The sequence below is a fragment of the Oceanobacillus manasiensis genome, assembly GCF_000724085.1.
Classification (GTDB): Bacteria; Bacillota; Bacilli; order Bacillales; family Amphibacillaceae; genus Oceanobacillus_B; species Oceanobacillus_B manasiensis.
On the sequence record NZ_CCDL010000003.1, the window covers coordinates 330,765 to 347,640 of the forward strand.

Genomic DNA, 16,876 nt, shown 5'->3' on the forward strand with positions numbered 1-16,876 from the left:
GTTGATTATCGAACAAGGAGATTAGATCAGTGAGTATACATGTCGTTTTATTTCAGCCAGAGATTCCTGCAAACACTGGAAACATAGCAAGAACTTGTTTGGCAACAGGTGCCACGTTACATCTTATTCACCCGCTAGGCTTTAGTACAGATGATAAAATGCTGCGTAGAGCTGGATTGGATTATTGGAAAGATGTTGATATACAAGAACATATGAGCATAGAAAACTTGTACCAAGAATATCCTGAGGGCTCTTACTATTATATAGAAAACTTTGGTACAAAGCATTATACGGATTATAATTATAGCGATGATAAAGAAGATATATTTTTCGTTTTTGGAAGAGAGACAAATGGTATTCCACATGAGTTATTAGAAGGAAAAGAAGATAAATGTCTTCGCATCCATATGAATGACAAAGTCCGTTCATTAAATTTATCGAATACTGCAGCTATCATTGTTTATGAAGCACTTCGTCAACGAGGCTTTCCCGACTTAACATAAAAAAACCGCCAATATGGCGGTTTTTTTGGTTTACGCAATATGGAACTTTACGCTTTTCTTTGTCTAGCTCCAAGTTCCAGAAACTAGGCGACTTCCTAAAGGCGCCTTGCGATAAAGTAGACTTGCCGATTGGTTTCAACCAGAGGCTTAGTCGCACTTATACTCGTAGGGTGAAAGTCAACATCGATTCAAAGATTAAGGTAGGCCGACTAAAAACGGCCTTTGCGGCCAACGTCGACATACCCCTTTTGCAGGGGCATGTTTCCTTTATCTCGAAAAGAAGAAGCTCCATTAAAACCGCCACTTTGCGTGGCAACATGGAGCCACCTGGCATGGCCAGGCGCAGTCACTACGTTTCTAAACGGAACTTTACGCTTTTCTACATTTATTGGTCTTTTTTTGGTACGGCTGGTTTGGATTCATATCCAGATGTAAACATTGATGTAAGAAATGTTAAGATTACGCCAAATAAAAGTGCAAGCTTCATTATTTTGCCTCCTTATGCAGGTAAAAGAACGTCTTTTTGATTATGTCCCTATTATAACTAATTATGATTGTATTGTGAACTAATGTTAACAAATTGACGTAATACTTTTAGTAACGGGACTTTGCAAACTGCAATAGACGGAAGATTTTAATAATAATAAAGGTTGGAACATTATATTGTTTCAGTATATAAAATAGGGTATATTAGTTGATGAAAGTCATTCATCAGTTCTATAATAGAGTGAGTGTTAGAAAACCGTTTACATTACGAGTAATGTTAACTTCTAATGGGGGTATAAAAACGTGGCACAGACGGAAGAATCTAATCAAAGATTCTGGGCAGAATTTCATGGTCCAAATATGGGGTATGTAGAAGAACAATATGATCTGTATAAATCAGATCCAGATGCAGTCGATCATTCCATAAAGGAAATGTTTGATCAGTATGGAAAACCAAATTGGATATCTAATGATGCAGGAGCAACAGACCTGCCGACAGATTCCCGGGCTTCCATGCACGACGTAAAAAAACTAACCTCAGCTATGAAACTTGTTGAGGCTATTCGCCGTTTCGGTCATCTAGAAGCGGATATTTATCCAGTAGGTTTACACAAAAATCGTAATTCAAATTTAGTACAGCCTGACACTTATGGATTAAGTGAGGATGATCTAAAACAAATGCCAGCTAGCTGGTTATGGGAAAAGGCACCGAATCACGTTGAAAATGGCCTTGATGTCCTTCGTGAACTTAAAAAATACTATTCTGGTACGATCACATTTGAATATGATCATATTAACAACGAAGCTGAGCGCGCGTGGTTACTTGATCTAATTGAGACAGGTAAGGCACGGCTTGATCTTTCTGATGAAGAGAAAAAGCAGTTACTTGGACGCTTGGTGGATGTTGAAGGATTTGAAGGATTCCTACAAAAAACATTTGTTGGGCAAAAACGCTTCTCTATTGAAGGGTTAGAAGCAATGGTTCCCATGCTTGACCAAATGGTTAAATATGCAACCGAAGACAAAGTTGAAAATATTATGATGGGAATGGCTCACAGGGGTCGACTTTCTGTTTTGGCACATGTGTTAGGCAAGCCATTTGATAAAATCTTTTCCGAGTTTCATCATTCACCAGATAAAGAATTAGTTCCATCTGAAGGATCTATGGGAATTAACTATGGCTGGACAGGTGATGTGAAATACCATTTTGGTGCAAAGAAAGAAGTGAAAAAGGGAGATGAAACGGCTACCCGTATTACTTTAGCACACAATCCGTCTCACCTTGAATTCGTTAATCCAGTAGTTGAAGGGTTTGCTCGAGCTGCACAGGACGATCGTTCTAAGGCAGGCTATCCGAAGCGAGATCTAAATAAAGCGATTCCAGTATTAATTCATGGAGATGCTGCCTTTATCGGAGAAGGAGTTGTGGCAGAGACACTTAACCTCAGCGGACTGCCTGGTTATGCGACAGGTGGTAGCCTTCATATCATTGCAAATAATCTTGTTGGGTATACAACAAATCAAGATGATGGACGTTCTACACGGTATGCAAGTGACTTAGCCAAAGGCTTTGAAATACCAATTATTCATGTGAATGCAGATGACCCGATCGCATGCGTATCAGCAATTAAAATTGCGTACGAATATCGGAAAGAATTTAATAAAGACTTTCTTATTGATTTAGTAGGGTACAGAAGATATGGTCATAACGAAATGGATGAACCAAGAACTACGCAACCAGCCCTATATCAAGATATTGATCAACACCCTACAGCTGCCAACGTTTATGCTGAGGTGTTAAAAGAGAAAGGTGTAATAGAGGAAACAACCTTTAAGAGTATGTTAGAAGATGTCGAAAAACACCTTAGAGACATCTACGATAATATGAAAGAAAACGAAACAGGCAAAGCAGAAGCTAAATGTATGCCAAAAGAATTGGAAAATACCTTAGATACCTTTGAAACTGCTGTGGAGCTTGATGTCTTACAGAGTTTAAATAAAGGTTTACTCAGACGACCAGAAGGATTTAATGGTTTCAAGAAACTAGAAAAAATTCTTGACCGCCGTGGCAAAGCTATGGAAGAGGGAGGTAAAGCTGACTGGGGAACTGGTGAAGCACTTACTTATGCCTCGATCTTACGTGATGGAATTCCAATAAGGTTTACAGGACAAGATTCAGAAAGAGGAACTTTTGCACATCGACATGTTGTCCTACACGATGTAAAAACGAATGAGAAATACAGCCCGATGCATGGCCTTGAGGATGCATCAGCATCCTTTGATATTCGTAACAGTCCACTTTCGGAAGCTGGTGTACTAGGATTTGAATACGGTTATAGTGTTCAATCACCAAATACATTGGTGATCTGGGAAGCTCAGTTTGGAGATTTTGCCAACGCTGCGCAGGTGATTTTTGATCAATTTATATCTGCAGCACGTGCAAAATGGGGAGAAAAGTCAAATATGGTTATGCTTCTGCCACATGGTTATGAAGGACAGGGACCAGAACATTCTAGTGCTAGATTAGAGCGCTTCTTACAAATGGCTGGAGAAAACAACTGGATTGTAGCCAATGTAACTTCTTCCGCACAGTTTTTCCATTTAATTCGTAGGCAGGCGGCAATGCGCGGGCGAGAAGAAGCAAGACCATTAATTCTAATGACGCCAAAAAGTTTGTTACGTAATCAACGTGTTTCCTCTGAACCAAAGGAATTTACAGAAGGAAAATTCCAACCGTTAAGGCTTCAACCTAACCTTGACCTTAGCAAAAAAGATGTGAAGCGACTTCTAATAGGGTCTGGAAAGATTATGGTAGATATCGAAGAGGAAATTGCCAATGCAGAGGAGTCGTTTGATTGGCTAAGTGTGCTTCGTTTAGAGCAGATCTATCCATTCCCTAAAGAGGAATTGAGCAAGATGTTAGAGGAATTGTCTAATCTAGAAGAAATCGTTTGGGTACAGGAAGAGCCGAAGAACATGGGTGCTTGGGATTTTGTTGATGACTACCTGAGGGATTTACTGAAAGAAGGGCAAAAATTACGCTATATCGGTCGTCCACATCGAGCTGCTCCAGCAGTAGGTGTACCGAATGTCCACAAAACAGAACAAAAGCAGCTTGTACAAAAAGCAATCAACCCGTCTAAAGGAGGAGATTCCAGTGAAAGAAATTAAAATACCAGAGCTTGCCGAATCAATTACGGAAGGTACGATCGCTGAATGGTTAGTAAAAAAAGGTGACAAAATTGAAAAGGGCGATCCAGTAGTTGAATTAGAAACAGACAAAGTAAATGTTGAAGTGAATGCAGATTATGCAGGTGTTGTTACGGAAATCCTCAGAGAAGAAGGCGATGATGTAGAAGTCGGTGATGTTATTGCCAAGGTGGATGAAAACGGCGAAGCTGGTGGGGAAGAAGCAGCGGATGATTCAGAACCCGAAAAAGAAGAGCCTAAAAATGAAGAAGATACAAAAGAAGACAAAAAGGATGATGAAGAAAAATCCGCCAAAAAAGAGGATTCTTCTAAGGAGAAAAAGCAAGACAAAGATAACTCCACATCTAGCAAAAATGGTGAAGTAATTGCTTCTCCTGCAGCTCGAAAGCGAGCTCGCGAATTAAATATTGATTTAAGCGAGGTTAGTCCTAGAGACCCACTTGGTCGTGTACGCCCTGAAGATGTAGAGGCTGCAGCAAAAGGCAATACTAAAAAAGAAGAGAAAAAATCTGACAAAAAAGAATCGAACTCTGAAAAAACGGAGTTTGATAAGCCCGTAGAACGAGTGAAGATGTCACGTCGCCGTCAAACTATTGCTAAGCGTTTAGTCGAAGTACAGCATGAGGCTGCTATGCTTACAACGTTCAATGAAGTAGATCTTACGAATGTGATGAAGCTACGTAGTGAACGTAAAGAGAAATTTATTGATAAGCATGGCGTAAAATTAGGCTTCATGTCATTCTTTACAAAGGCTGTAGTAGGAGCGTTGAAGGATTTCCCTCTACTAAATGCTGAAATTCAAGGTAATGAGTTAGTCTTAAAGAAATTCTATGACATAGGTATTGCCGTATCTACAGATGACGGACTAGTTGTTCCAGTAGTACGTGATGCAGATCGTCTAGATTTTGCCGGTGTGGAAAAAGAAATAGGAAACCTTGGTAAAAAAGCAAGAGATAAAAAACTAGCAATGGAAGATTTACAAGGTGGTTCCTTCACCATAACAAATGGAGGGACATTTGGTTCCATGCTTTCAACACCTATTTTAAATGCACCACAGGTAGGAATTCTTGGCATGCATAACATTCAGAAGCGTGCGATGGTTATGCCAGACGATTCTATTGAAGTTCGTCCAATGATGTATTTGGCTCTTTCTTATGATCATAGAATTGTAGATGGTAAGGAAGCTGTTCAGTTCCTAGTCCGTGTGAAGGAATTGTTAGAAGATCCGTATGATCTATTACTAGAAGGTTAAATGGTTTAGAGAAAACCCGTCAGCTTGAGCCGACGGGTTTTTTTGTGCGTTAATGCCGGGAAGCAATTTACGGTACAGACAAATCATTTCGTACCAAGGATATTCCGTTAGAAGCTGAGCGAATGTAAGTCTTATATAATAGAAAGATTTAATATAAAAAAATGATTGTTAATTAGCTGACATTTAGGGAATTAATAAATAAGGTTATCATAATTCCCAGAAAATATAATTAGTTGATTGACGTCTGACAACTTGGTACAATGACCATTGTAATAAAGGAAATGAAAACAGTTACATTTGGAAAGGAAGGGTAATGAACGTGGGTATTATTTTAGGGTTATTGGCAATTCTTGTTGTACTTGGTCTGGCATTTTTAATGTCTAACGATAAGAAAAACATTAATTACAAAGGTATTGGAATTATGTTGCTTCTCCAACTTTTAACAACATGGTTCATGTTCAGTACAGGGATTGGACAGGCTATTATAAATGGGATAGCAGCAGGTTTTAACAAACTAATTGAGTTTGGTACTGAAGGAGTTAATTTCGTCGTAGGCGGTTTAGTTGTGGAAGAGGGAGGAAGCGTATTCTTCTTTAATGTCCTTTTACTAATTATCTTCTTCGCTACCATATTATCTGTATTAACTTATTTGCGGATTCTCCCGCCTATTATTAAATATCTTGGAGGATTAATTTCAAAAATAACTGGTCTTCCCCGTGTCGAATCATTTAACGCGGTAAACAGTATTTTCTTTGGGCAATCTGAGGCGTTAATTGCTATCCGTTCACAGTTCCATCATTTGACTGCAAATAGACTTTACATCGTGAGTGCGTCAGCAATGGGTTCTGTTTCTGCCTCAATTGTTGGTGCGTACTTGCAAATGCTCCCACCAGAGTTTGTTTTAGTAGCACTTCCTCTTAATATGTTTAGCGCATTAATGCTGGCATCTATCATTGCACCGGTAAAAGTACCAAAGGAAGAGGATAAAGTTGATGTAAAAAATGTAACAAATGATAAAAGTATCTTTGAAGCAATGGGGAATGGTGCACTAGAAGGTGGGAAAATTGCCCTTATCGTTGCCGCAATGCTTATTGCATTCATTGCTTCACTTGAGCTGGTTAATTGGATCATTAGTTTTTCAGGATTAACTCTACAGGAAGTACTTGGTTACATTCTTTATCCAATCGGGATACTTATGGGAATTTCTCCAGACGAGGTACTCAGGGCAGGTTCAGTTATGGGGACGAAAATCGTTACAAACGAATTCGTAGCCATGCTTGAATTCCAACCAATGATTGCAGAAATGTCCGAGAAAACAGTCGGAATTGTATCTGTATTCCTAACTAGCTTTGCTAACTTCTCCTCCATCGGAATCATCGCAGGTACCGTAAAAGGAATTGACAGTGAAAAAGCAGTAAGTGTATCAGGATTTGGAATGAAATTACTTGTCGGAGCAACTCTCGCATCCATCCTATCCGCTACAGTGGTAGGCCTATTCCTATAAAATCATATAATAAGCAGGCGACCATTTAATTTCAAATGGTCGCCTTTTTTGCTTTCCTTTTCCATCTTTTTTTAATACGATAGTAAAGACTGTATAAAGTGAAACTTCAATCAGTGTGGGTTTTCTTTCATCCCCACTGATATCTTAAAAAGATTGAGGATATAAAGGAGAACATAGCATGAAAAACAAACGAATCCTATTCACTGGTGGAGGCACTGCGGGGCATGTGATCGTGAACCTCGCCTTGATCCCATATTATCAGGAAAAAGGGTATGACATTGATTATATTGGCTCAAAAGATGGTATTGAACAAAACTTAATTAGTCAACTAGAAGGCGTCACATACCACCCAATTTCTACAGGGAAACTTAGAAGGTATATTTCTAAAGAAAATATAAAAGACCCATTCAAGGTATTAAAAGGTGTTGCCCAAGCTGCACGAATTATGAAAAAGCGCAAGCCATCCATTATTTTTTCAAAAGGTGGCTTTGTATCCGTACCGGTTGTTTTAGCAGCAAAACTCAGAAGGATCCCTGTTGTTATCCACGAATCAGATTACACCCCAGGTCTTGCGAATAAGATTGCGATCCCTTTTGCTCGGAAAGTGCTGGCAACTTTTCCCGAAACAATGGAGTATCTTCCTAAAGATAAGGCTGAATATGTTGGTGCAGTAATTCGAGATGAACTCTTTGTAGGGAAGAAGGAAGCCGGTCTTGCATTTGCGGGACTATCTTCACATAAGCCTGTTCTTCTCATAATGGGAGGTAGTGGAGGATCTCAAAAAATTAACGAAACAGTAAGAGATTCACTAGATCAGTTGCTTGAAACATTCCACATTATCCATATTTGCGGGAAAGACAAAGTAGATCCTACTTATACGAGAGAAGGATATGTTCAATATGAATATGTTAATGAAGAATTAAAGGATGTTTTCGCAGCAACAGATTTTGTACTTTCTCGCGCAGGTTCAAATGCTATCTTTGAATTCCTGGCATTAAGAATTCCTATGTTGCTCATTCCATTATCAAGAGAGGCAAGTAGGGGAGACCAAATTATAAATGCTAAATCCTTTGTAAAAAAGCGGTATGCTAGGGTTTTAGAGGAAGAAAATCTATCGAATGAAGCCTTAATGCATGAACTAACACAATTAAAAGAATACGCTCCAGTCATGATTGATACAATGAAGGAATATAAAAGTGAGAAATCTAGAGATCGAGTTCTTAAAATCATTGGAGAAGTTCAAAAGAAATAACAGTCAGGAAAGAGCCAACGAATTGATATTGAATAATCGTTGGCTTTTTACATATAAAATTTTGGTTAGGAAGAAATGGCGAAAATAATGAAAATGTGAAGTCACAGTATAAGATAAACATGCACGTTGACAAGACCGTAACGAATGCGAGTTTTTCTAAATTGCTTCCTTACCCCTTCCATCCCTTTATTGAAGCGTACCAAAATGGACCAAGTTGACATCAACCTGAAAATCTACAGTTATTTCAGGAAACTTTTCTGTCCATTCTTCCATTGTTAACTTATTATTGACCTTCACCCTATACAATTTTCCATAACCAATGGGGTCAGAATTGAGTTCTTGCAACTTATTTAACATTGTTTCATATTTTTTCTTAATAGCCTTGCCCAATTCTTTTTCAAGTATCTTTGCTGCCTTATTGTCCTCAACAGTGAACTGTTCTGAAATTTCATGTAGATCAACATCGAGATCGACGTTCGAGCGAAATCGTAGCTGGTCTCGGTCGGTTAGTTCGCTAGTTGTTTTTCCCTTCACACCAATTCGTATATGCATGTATTCGCTGTCTGGCTCAATAGATTCCGTATTTTCTATATATTTTTTAAATGGGGCTTTCGGTATCTCTACTTCAATTGGTGCAAAGTTTACATGCTTTTGTGTCATATTGAGGAGAAGCGCATCATCCAAGGTGATGTCACCAACATATTTATCACCTTGAAATACTCCCAAAGCAGAAAGCATAGGGAATTGTTCATCAAGCGTGATAACAGGTAGGTAAGGATCCTGTCCTACATCAAAATAGGTATGTGTAAAATCATGTAGTGCAACCTCTGGGATCGTATCTTTCATATGCTCCTGTCTAATTAGACCATGTAGAAATTGCCCAATATCCATATTTGTATCTGCTTGGCCAACCTCTAGGATTTCTTTCGCTGTCGTGTCACTAATTGCAAGCAACATGGTATCTGAAACTTTGGCATCACGCGTCAAAGTTTTTAAATAGGTTAGTATCCCTTTTTCTGCAATCTCTTTTCCGTATAATTCCAAGCGGATTTGTCCTGGGGTCAAACTAAAACTAGATTTGTTGTTCGCTTGCTCACGAGCCTCTTTGATGGTATGACCTGTCCCTGTTAATGTCTTAGAGATCATATCTGATTGTGCATTAAATTGAAAAATAATTAATGTGGCTTCCAGTTCACTAGGTTTTTCTTCTGAAATATCTACACCTCTCGTATGAATAATTCCTAACTTCTCCAGCTGGTTTGTATCAACACAGGAAGTAAGCAGACAAAGGGTGATACTTAGTAAAGTGATTCTTTTAAGTCTCATTCTTTTCACCTCTTCTATGTTGGTTCCATTTTTTCTTTATAAGGACCATTGGGAGCAGTAGAAATGGATACACATACACTAACCAAAAACCAAATCCATTTACCTTTTCAATCACCCACTGTATTTGAAAGTGTTCATCAATTAACCAACAACCAATTAATAGAGGCACAGCTAGCGCATAAATAGTAATTTTTTGTGGTAGGTTGTAAAGTCGCTTTATCCCATATGTCGCGCCCCAAAATAGAAGGATAATATTTGGGATAATAACCATCATCCATTCTGCTACTACTACAAAATCCAGGCGTTCAATAAAAGAAAACTGTTGAAACTTAAATAATGAAAGAAGTGTCCATTCGCGTCTTTCCACTTGCACGCCAGTGAAAAATCCGAGGGTTATAATAGTAGTAACCAAAACGAGCAAACCTGACCATGCTACTGACATATACACAGGGAAATGTAGCTTTTCTTTATTCTGAATAAAAGGGTAAACCAGAAATAGAATTTCAAAGCCTATAAACGTATACGCACTGGCTTTGGCACCTGCTAACAAATCTGGGAATGGGGTTTGGAACATGGGGAAAAAATGCCCCCAATCTATTTGAACAGCGGGTTCAATCAATAGAAGCAGTACCCAGTGAGTGAGAATAAAAAACAGGAAGCATACACCTACTATTATACGTAAACCTCCCAACGTGCTGTATATACCTAAGATAAGCAAAATTACTCCCATTGTTAATGGGCTGATTGTTGGAAAGATAAAAACCCTAACTACTTCTATATACGTAATAAGGACGGAAAAGAGTGTAACGATAAAGTATACAATATAGGCACTGCTTAGTAGGTTTCCGATCCATTTCCCAAACAGGTCACGATGAATGCCAAAGATGTCTGCATTTTCATACTGTTTTAGAGTAAGTATCATGACAAAAAGCACGGCAAAGATATAAGCGACGGCGATAAAAATAGATATCCAGGAGTCTGTGCCTGCCTCTTTATAAAGAAACCTTGGCGCACCCATTATTCCTACTCCCAATTGTAAAGAAGCAATAATGAAGAATAGGTAAAATGCACGAATGCTTAAATTTGGTTTTACTTTAACGTTGATATCCAATTCTTCACCTACTCGTCAATATCTTTTTTCTGCTGTGCCTTTTTCTTATTGAATCGAACCTTATCCTTAGGTCGGTAAGAAAGAAATCTTTTTCCTTGAAATTGCTGTGGAAAGCGGATCAGTACTTTGTTGATATCTTTCATGCGGAACGGATAAATAGGTGTAAGGTAAGGTCGCCCAAGAGAGGTTAGTTTTAATAAATGAATAATTAGGAAGCTGATACCAAATACAATGCCCATAATGCCAAGAATTCCGGCAAGAATAATCATGGGAAACCGCAATACCCGAATAGAAGTCCCCATCAAGTAGCTGGGTGCGGTAAAGGAAGCAAGCGCACTGATTGTAATAAAGATGATAAGGATGTTACTCGTAATTCCGGCCTGTACTGCAGCTGTTCCAACGACCACACCACCAACAATACCAATTGTTTGCCCTACCTTTGTTGGGAGTCTTGCCCCGGCCTCACGTAATAATTCTATTAAAAGCTCAAGAAGCAACGCCTCAAATATGGGCGGAAAAGGGACGTTCGCCCTTGATTGCCCAATTGAAATAAGTAGCTGAGTTGGAATAAGTTCATAATGAAAGGTGACAGCAGCCACATACATTGGTGTGAGCATGACAGATATAAACATAGATATAAACCGTAAAACACGTAGAAATGATCCTGCATTCCAACGCATGTATAAATCCTCAGTGGATTCAAAAAAGCTAAAGAACGTTGTTGGTGCTAATATTGCCATTGGACTGTTTTCTACAACTACTCCTACCCGCCCCTTATTAATTGCATAGGAAGCGCGATCTGGTAGTTCTGTTGAGTAAAATTGTGGGAAAATTGTCCAAGAGGAATCCTCTATATACTGCATAAGTACGTTTGCATCTTCTACCTCGTCAACATCGAGATCCTGGAGACGTTGACGCATCGTTTGGACATCTGTTTCATTTGCAACAGATTTCAAATAGATAATTCTTGCTTCTTTCGGAGTGGTTTTTCCTAGCATAATCTTTTCTAAAACCAGATCTTTAGAACGCATTCTCCAGCGTAATATATTTAAGTTTGTTACTAAAGACTCTGTAAAAGCAACCTGTGGACCAATAACCACAGATTCTGTTTCGGCCTTTTCAAGTGATCTGTGTTCTATGTTTAGCATTAGATAAGAGACAACCTGTTGTGCTCCCTCAATATAGACAAATACATGGCCATTAATGAGGTTAGTTAGTAATTCCTCTAACTTATCCATTTTCTGTCCAGTGTTAATAGGGATTTCATTTAATAAGGAATCAACTGTCCAGTCCTTATTAGGCTCTAAAAGGGCTTTAAGTAGGGTATTTTCAATTCTTTGTGAATCCACTTGATAGGACAAATAAAAGACAGCAAGCTTTTGACTTGAACTTTCAAAAATGGAGTAGCTTAAATCATTACTATTTACAAATTCCTTTTCTAAAACCTGCTTTAATTCTTCAACCTTTTTTGGGAAGAATGAATTGGTGGCTTTTCTTTTAGCTTTTCTCATTATTTCCTCCCGTAATCACTTAGAACATTATAATCTATGGGGATAGTATGTGAGGAAAAACTACTATCTATGTAATTTCTAATGTGTCTCTTGAAAGAAAAGCTTTGGAGACTAAAGACTCATTTTTAGAAAATTCCCATAAAACATTGTTTGTTCCTGTCGATTCCTGTATGATTAAACGTAAGGAAATAGTGAGGGGTGAGGATTTGAGTGAGATAATCCGAAATTGTCGATTATGCAAAGAGTCTATGGAAAGTAGTCCATTTATGCTGTGCCCTGCCTGTCTAACTGAAAGCGATCGAGTCCAGAACTATATTAAAAAGCATCCACTGGCTTCGATGGAGGAGATATCCTGCTCAACTAATGTTCCTTTAGAGAAATTAGAAAAAATGATCCATCTAGGTATACGTATAAAAAAAGAGCGTACTCTTTTTTAACCTCTTTTATTACAAATTTAATAAAAAAATAGCTACTCTAGTTATGAGTAATAATTAACAAAAATATTAGAAAAAAAGATTGACTAAAAATTTTCCTAATACTATAATTATTGAGAACAAATAATTCAAAGGAGGTCATGATGATGAATAAAATCATCCAAGCAACGCAATTTAAATCAATTAAATATGTGACCTCTGCCGTATTGTGCGGAAAAGTATTCTAATCTTTACATACTTCTTTGTGTAATTAGAAGGTCACAACAGTCTGTGGCCTTTTTGTTTTGGGATAGGTATGTTATGCACTTATCTCAGTAAAAGCATGTGTCGTCATAGGCATATGCTTTTTTATTGCGCAAATAGAGGATTGGGAACTGTAGAGGATCTTTTGTTAGAAAGAGGCATCTAATGTCAAATTTGATGTACGATCAACTAACGAATCAACAGTAAAACGGAAATTACAGAGGGATTAGAAGGTGATGGAATGTTTCAGGTTTTTAAGAAATTAGATTGGTTTTTTAAACATTATTGGAAACGTTATTTATTTGCAATTTTAGCACTTATTGTAGCAAGTGCAATTGGTCTTATACCACCTAAATTAGCAGGGTATACAATTGATCAGATACAATTCGATTCAATGACAACACAACTCTTAACAGCGTTAATTGTTGGATATTTACTATTAATTATTGTCCATTATGCGATCTCCTTTTTGTGGGATTACACATTGTTTAGTGGTGCGGTTATTCTAGAACGCTGGAGCAGAAGTAATCTAATGGATCATTTTACAAAAATGACACCAACATTTTTTGGTAAATACCGAACCGGTGACCTTATGGCTAGAAGTACCAATGATTTAAAAGCCATTAGTCTAACAGCTGGCTTTGGTGTGTTGACCTTAGTGGACTCGTCTATTTTCATGCTAATGTTGGTTGCCATGATGGGATTTACGATTAGTTGGCAGCTTACACTTGCTGCCTTAATCCCGCTACCTATTATGGCTGTCATTATGAATAAATATGGGGCTGTTATTCATGCACGGTTTACAAAAGCACAACAGGCATTTGGAGAAATGAATAATGATGTGCTGGAATCCATCCGGGGAGTAAGAGTAATTCGCGCTTTCGTGCAGGAAAAGCAAGATTTAAAACGATTTGAGAATATGACAGAGGATGTCTATTTGAAAAATATGGAAGTGGCCAAGATTGATGCGTTATTTGAGCCAACCATGAAGATTCTTGTAGGGCTTTCGTATACGATTGGTCTAGGTTATGGTGCATTTCTGGTTTTTGATAATAAAATGACGCTCGGAGACCTTGTAACCTTTAATGTATATTTAGGAATGTTGATTTGGCCAATGTTCGCCGTTGGTGAGCTTATAAATATATTGCAGCGAGGTAATGCTTCCTTAGATCGTGTGAATGAGACGATTGGCTACAAGGCTGATGTGACAGATCCTGATACACCTAAAACGGTTGATGCTGTGGAGTCAATTAATTTCGAGAAAATTACATTTTCATATCCAGGGACAGACGCAAAGCAACTAAATAATGTTTCATTAAAAATTAACCGAGGTGACACCATTGGCGTTGTAGGGAAAACAGGTGCAGGGAAAACTACCCTTTTCAAATTATTATTAAGACAATATCCCGGTATGCAAGGGAAAATTAGAGTAGCTGATGTAGATTTAGAGGATCTTTCTCTAGAGCAAATCCGTTCATGGATCGGCTATGTACCACAGGATCAAATGATGTTTTCTAAATCAATTCGTGAGAATATCCAATTTGGTAAATCTGATGCGACCGACAAGGAAATTTATCGAGTTATGGAATTAGCTCATTTTCTCGATGATATGAAACAACTTCCGAATGGACTGGATACTGAAGTTGGAGAAAGTGGTGTAACACTTTCAGGGGGACAAAAGCAGCGGGTAGCATTAGCGCGAGCCTTTATTAAAGATCCAGAAATTCTCATATTAGATGATTCCATGTCTGCAGTTGATGGGAAGACGGAAGCCAATATTATTGAACATCTGCGCAGAGAAAGGAAAAGTAAAACGACCTTTATAGCTGCACACCGTATGTCTGCTGTAACGCATGCAGATAACATTATTGTCCTTGATAATGGTGAGATTGTGGAGCAAGGGTCACATGCTGAACTTATGTTGACAGATGGGTGGTATAAGCAGCAGTACTTACAACAGCAACTTGCAAAGACAGGGGCGAAAAAATAAATGAAACGAACTACAGAGAAACGACTTTTTCAATACGCATTGCATTATAAAAAAGGTATTATAATTGGTTTTATCTGTTTAATTATAGCCGTTTCGCTTGAACTTGCTGGTCCCTTAATAGCCAAGAAAGTAATTGATGACCATATCCTTGGTGTCGAAGGAACCTGGCAAGAGGTGGAAACAAATGACGATAGGTATACTGCCACTTATAATGATCAGTTTTACAAACGGATGGATAGATTGGAAGGATCTGACCAGACAGTTGGAAGCCCGGTAACCATTTTTCAAATTGGAACCACCTATTATTTTGTTGAGGACGAAATACCGCTAGGGGGAAAGCGTGAGATAGAAGGGAATTCAATTACCATTACGACAAGTACAAATGAAGAAACTTTTACAGGGGATAAATTGTCACTAGGTGACGTATATCCATTTTTTAAACCTGAACAAGGCCCTATTATCTGGCTGCTTGGGCTATATGTTTTATTACTTTTTATAGCTGGTTTCTTTCAGTTTTATCAAACTTTTCTCTTACAGAAATCATCCAATCAAATTGTGAGGAAGATGCGGAATGATTTATTCTCACAAACCCAGCGCATTCCTGTAAACTACTTTGTCGATCAACCGGCAGGGAAAGTGGTAGCAAGAATCACAAATGATACAGAAGCGATTCGTGACTTATATGAGCGCGTTCTTTCCATTGTTTTAACAAGTATTATATATATGGCAGGAATATTTGTGGCATTGTTTATCCTTGATGCAAAGCTTGCTTTTATGTGCCTTTTCATTATTCCTCTGATCTTCGGGTGGATGAAGCTATATAAACATTTTGGAAGTAAGTATAATAAAGTAATACGTTCCACAATAAGTGAAATTAATGGAAACATTAGTGAAGCAATTCAAGGGATGCCAATTATACAGGCATTCAGTAGAGAAAAGAAGACAAAAGAAGAATTTGAAGTGCTTAATAATAGGCACTTCACCTATCAACGAAAGCTTGTAAAGCTAAGTGCGTTAACCTCTTATAATCTTGTTACTGTATTTCGTAATTTGGCATTCGTAGCGTTTATTTGGTATTTTGGTTCGGGTTCATTAGACCCAACAAGTATTATATCGATTGGAATGCTATATGCAATTGTGGATTATTTGACTAGGTTGTTCGAGCCAGTTACAGACATTGTGAATCAACTACCACTTATAGAGCAGGCAAGGGTGGCTGGTGGAAGAGTTTTTGAACTTCTTGATCATCCTGGTGAAGACGTGAAGAATGAAGGTGTAACTCGTTACAAGGGTAATATTTTATTTGATCACGTATCATTTGCTTATAATGAAAAGGACTATGTTCTCAACGATATTTCTTTTTCAGTAAATGCAGGTCAAACCGCAGCATTTGTTGGCCATACAGGATCGGGAAAAAGCTCTATTATGAATTTGCTCTTCCGTTTCTACGATCCGCAAAAAGGGACCATTTCAATTGACGGGCTTTCTACACAGGAATGGTCAAGGCAACAAGTTAGGAGTCATATGGGTATCGTACTACAGGACCCGTTTCTCTTCACAGGTACTATTCTTTCAAATGTGACGATGAATGATCCACGAATTAGCAGAGAAAGAGCTGTAGATGCCTTGAAAGCAGTTGGTGCAGATCGCTTTATTGAAAAACTTCCAAATCGTTATGATGAAAAAGTAACAGAAGGGGGAGGAACATTTTCTCTAGGTGAGAGGCAGTTACTTTCATTTGCCAGAGCACTGGCATTTGATCCAGCTATTTTAATTCTTGATGAAGCTACGGCTAATATAGATACAGAGACCGAAAATATCATACAGCAGGCTTTGGAAGTGTTAAAGCAGGGACGGACGACACTTGTTATTGCTCATAGACTTTCGACGATACAGCAGGCAGATGTTATATTTGTATTAGACCGCGGTACGATTAAAGAGCAAGGGAATCACAACAGTCTCCTTCAGCAACAGGGTACCTACTATCAAATGTATCAAATGCAACAAGGTATACTGGAAGAAACGGCAGGATAGAAGACCGCTTAATACAAGAG

The 16,876-nt window shown here is 38.2% G+C and carries 10 protein-coding genes; 7 read left to right on the forward strand and 3 right to left on the reverse strand.

Features of this window, described 5'->3' with window-relative positions; all coding sequences use genetic code 11:
• Positions 1–29: 29 nt before the first annotated feature.
• The 5 genes from trmL to BN985_RS15220 all read left to right on the forward strand — a co-directional run bounded on the left by trmL (position 30) and on the right by BN985_RS15220 (position 8,207).
• The gene (gene trmL, locus BN985_RS15200) at positions 30–503 is read left to right on the forward strand and encodes a tRNA (uridine(34)/cytosine(34)/5-carboxymethylaminomethyluridine(34)-2'-O)-methyltransferase TrmL (RefSeq protein WP_042224475.1); all 474 of its coding nucleotides are present in this window, start codon (positions 30–32) and stop codon (positions 501–503) included.
• Between the two features lie 789 nt (positions 504–1,292).
• Complete coding sequence (locus BN985_RS15205; protein WP_042224477.1) at positions 1,293–4,160, forward strand: 2-oxoglutarate dehydrogenase E1 component; 2,868 nt, start codon at positions 1,293–1,295, stop codon at positions 4,158–4,160.
• On the forward strand, positions 4,147–5,451 hold the full coding sequence (gene odhB / locus BN985_RS15210) for a 2-oxoglutarate dehydrogenase complex dihydrolipoyllysine-residue succinyltransferase (protein ID WP_042224479.1): 1,305 nt from the start codon (positions 4,147–4,149) through the stop codon (positions 5,449–5,451). Before BN985_RS15205 ends, odhB begins: the two co-directional genes overlap by 14 nt.
• Positions 5,452–5,770: 319 nt before the next feature.
• Positions 5,771–6,955 carry a NupC/NupG family nucleoside CNT transporter gene (locus BN985_RS15215; RefSeq protein WP_042224480.1) on the forward strand — a complete coding sequence of 395 codons (1,185 nt, stop codon included), beginning with the start codon at positions 5,771–5,773 and terminating at the stop codon, positions 6,953–6,955.
• A 178-nt stretch (positions 6,956–7,133) separates the two neighbouring features.
• On the forward strand, positions 7,134–8,207 hold the full coding sequence (locus tag BN985_RS15220) for an undecaprenyldiphospho-muramoylpentapeptide beta-N-acetylglucosaminyltransferase (protein WP_042224481.1): 1,074 nt from the start codon (positions 7,134–7,136) through the stop codon (positions 8,205–8,207).
• Positions 8,208–8,393: 186 nt separating this feature from the next.
• Here the strand turns inward: BN985_RS15220 and BN985_RS15225 are convergent, their stop codons facing one another.
• The 3 genes from BN985_RS15225 to BN985_RS15235 are packed head-to-tail and all read right to left on the reverse strand — an operon-like array spanning position 8,394 to position 12,155.
• The gene (locus BN985_RS15225) at positions 8,394–9,533 is read right to left on the reverse strand and encodes a Ger(x)C family spore germination protein (RefSeq protein ID WP_042224482.1); all 1,140 of its coding nucleotides are present in this window, start codon (positions 9,531–9,533) and stop codon (positions 8,394–8,396) included.
• Complete coding sequence (locus tag BN985_RS15230; protein WP_042224484.1) at positions 9,523–10,644, reverse strand: GerAB/ArcD/ProY family transporter; 1,122 nt, start codon at positions 10,642–10,644, stop codon at positions 9,523–9,525. The genes BN985_RS15225 and BN985_RS15230 overlap by 11 nt, the downstream gene beginning before the upstream one ends.
• A gap of 8 nt (positions 10,645–10,652) precedes the next feature.
• Positions 10,653–12,155, reverse strand: coding sequence for a spore germination protein (locus BN985_RS15235; RefSeq protein WP_042224486.1), 1,503 nt, complete (start codon positions 12,153–12,155; stop codon positions 10,653–10,655).
• 918 nt (positions 12,156–13,073) lie between these two features.
• Here BN985_RS15235 and BN985_RS15245 point away from each other — a divergent pair.
• Positions 13,074–14,822 carry an ABC transporter ATP-binding protein gene (locus BN985_RS15245; protein ID WP_042224487.1) on the forward strand — a complete coding sequence of 583 codons (1,749 nt, stop codon included), beginning with the start codon at positions 13,074–13,076 and terminating at the stop codon, positions 14,820–14,822.
• The gene (locus tag BN985_RS15250) at positions 14,823–16,856 is read left to right on the forward strand and encodes an ABC transporter ATP-binding protein (protein WP_042224488.1); all 2,034 of its coding nucleotides are present in this window, start codon (positions 14,823–14,825) and stop codon (positions 16,854–16,856) included. It begins immediately after the preceding gene.
• Positions 16,857–16,876 lie beyond the last annotated feature (20 nt).

Excerpts from the sequence above, each read along its gene's own strand:
- BN985_RS15245 (WP_042224487.1), top strand. The coding sequence starts at position 13,074 with ATGTTTCAGGTTTTTAAGAAATTAGATTGGTTTTTTAAACATTATTGG.
- BN985_RS15235 (WP_042224486.1), bottom strand. The coding sequence starts at position 12,155 with ATGAGAAAAGCTAAAAGAAAAGCCACCAATTCATTCTTCCCAAAAAAG.
- BN985_RS15225 (WP_042224482.1), bottom strand. The coding sequence starts at position 9,533 with ATGAGACTTAAAAGAATCACTTTACTAAGTATCACCCTTTGTCTGCTT.
- BN985_RS15250 (WP_042224488.1), top strand. The coding sequence starts at position 14,823 with ATGAAACGAACTACAGAGAAACGACTTTTTCAATACGCATTGCATTAT.
- BN985_RS15220 (WP_042224481.1), top strand. The coding sequence starts at position 7,134 with ATGAAAAACAAACGAATCCTATTCACTGGTGGAGGCACTGCGGGGCAT.